Raw genomic sequence first — 2,086 nt, forward strand, 5'->3', positions numbered from 1 at the left:
AGACCGGAATAACAACGGCGAGCTAGCCCCTAAATTCTATTTATGGGGGCTAGCCGTTGGCGAATTCATTCGCAGTCAAGTTTCTTTCTGGTTTTGAATGTACATTTTAATAGTGTCTAAAGTCGCACCCCCTACCGTGGATACAAAGTAGGAATTAGTCCACAACGAAGGCAAGCGGCTTTTTAGTTCTGGAAACTCCAAGCGCAAGTATCTAGATGTTGCACCCTTGAATCTCTTCACTGCTCGATGTACTCCAAATTGAGGGTCAACATCTATCAATAAATGCACATGGTCGGGCATTATCTCCATTTCCAAGATTTCAACTTTAATATCAATAGCAAACGCGTGCAAGTAATTCCTTGAGCCTGGATGCAATAGCATTAACCAGAACTTTTCGCCTATATTTGGGGCAAAAAATTACATGATATTTGCAAGAGTAAACAACATTATTGTTGGATTTAAATTTTTCAGTCATTTTGTGCTATAGTAGTTTGCTGCACTGTATCTATATGATAAAATAGAGAAAAATAATAAACAAACTAAAGGAGGTGATTCAATCTTGGTAGCAAAAACATCTAGTTTCGTTACAGAAATCCCGTTAATAACAACATCTAAGGACTTGGCTGTTCTTGCTGTCAGATTGGAAGCAGGAAGGCAACTATATAATGCTGTATTAGCTGAAGGTAAAAACAGATTGCAGTTGGTCAGAGATTCTGAACTTTACCAACAAGCGAGACTAATCAATAAAAACGATAAAAAAGCCAAATCTACAGCTTTTCAAAAAGCTAGGGAAGGTTATCGTTTTAGTGATTATGATTTACAATATTTTGCCAACAAAACAGCTATTGCAAGTCTCTGGATTAAATCTAACCTTGATGTACATACCATTCAAAAAATAGCCTCTAGAGCTTTTAAAGCTTTAGAGAGAATGGCTTTTGGTAAGGCTAAAAAAGTTAGGTTTAAACAAAAAGGTCAGTTTGCATCGTTAGAGGGTAAAACCAATAAACAAGGCATACGTTGGACTGGTAATGGTATTGAATGGTCAAAATTAAAACTATCTGCCATCATTACCAACGACCCTGTAATCTTGCATGGATTGTCATCAAAGATTAAATATGTTCGCTTAGTGCGTCGTATTCTTAATCAAAAAACCTATTGGTTTGCTCAATTAGTTTGTGAGGGTGAACCATATCAAAAGCCTAAAAATATTATCAATGATGGTACTGTTGGTATTGATTTAGGCGTGGCAACTGTTGCAATTGTGGGAGATAAAGAAACAATTTGGACTCCTTTCGCTGTAGAATTAAATTCCAAACAGAAGGAGATTAAAAAATTACAACGTAAGATGGATAGACAGCGCCGTGCTGGTAATCCTGATAATTTTAATCCTAACGGCACTGTCAAGAAAGGTTCAAAACGTTGGCACAAGTCAAACCGCTATAAAAACACCGCTATTAAAAAACGTGAAATAGAACGTAAACAAGCGGCTTACCGTAAATCTTTGCATGGTAAATTAGTCAATCAAACTTTAACCCTCGGTAAGAATATTAAAACCGAGAAAGTATCTGTCAAAGCTTGGCAAAAGAATTACGGTAAATCTATAGGCTTTAAATCACCATCAAGTTTCCAATCCGAACTAAAACGTAAAGCTGAAAACGCTAACGGTACAGTTCTAATGTTTTCGACTAGGAAAACCGCACTTTCTCAAACCTGTTTGTGTGGTAATAAGCAGAAGAAATCATTATCGCAACGTGTTCATCATTGCTCTGTCTGTGGGCTAAAGATGCAACGTGATATTTTATCTGCTTACCTGAGTCGTTACGTCGATCCAAAAACAGAAACCTTGTCAATCCAGCTAGCTAGAAATGGTTGGCTAGGGATGGAGAAATCCCTGCTGGACGGTTGGCAAGATGGATCAAATCAACCCGCGAGAACTGCGACTAGTTCAAAGTCACCTATTAGTAATAATAGGTCAGAGCGAGTGTCCAGTAATCTAATAGCGCGTGAGGAGTCGGAACCTGTAAGGGTAAACGAAACTCGCGTAGTGAGTTAGAACCCCCTGCATTTATGCATGGGGTATCTCAGA

At 38.2% G+C, this 2,086-nt stretch carries 1 protein-coding gene and 1 pseudogene; one reads left to right on the plus strand and one right to left on the minus strand.

Annotated features, from left to right (window positions below):
• Positions 1 to 75: 75 nt before the first annotated feature.
• Positions 76 to 475: pseudogene (gene tnpA, locus ACM0OZ_RS48530) on the minus strand (IS200/IS605 family transposase).
• An 84-nt stretch (positions 476 to 559) separates the two neighbouring features.
• Here tnpA and ACM0OZ_RS48535 point away from each other — a divergent pair.
• A complete protein-coding gene (locus ACM0OZ_RS48535) occupies positions 560 to 2,053 on the plus strand; it encodes an RNA-guided endonuclease InsQ/TnpB family protein (RefSeq protein ID WP_414590104.1) in 1,494 nt (497 codons plus the stop codon).
• The last annotated feature ends 33 nt before the right edge of the window (positions 2,054 to 2,086 follow it).

Origin of the sequence: Scytonema sp. PCC 10023 (assembly GCF_963920835.1) — a bacterium.
Classification (GTDB): domain Bacteria; phylum Cyanobacteriota; class Cyanobacteriia; order Cyanobacteriales; family Nostocaceae; genus Kalymmatonema.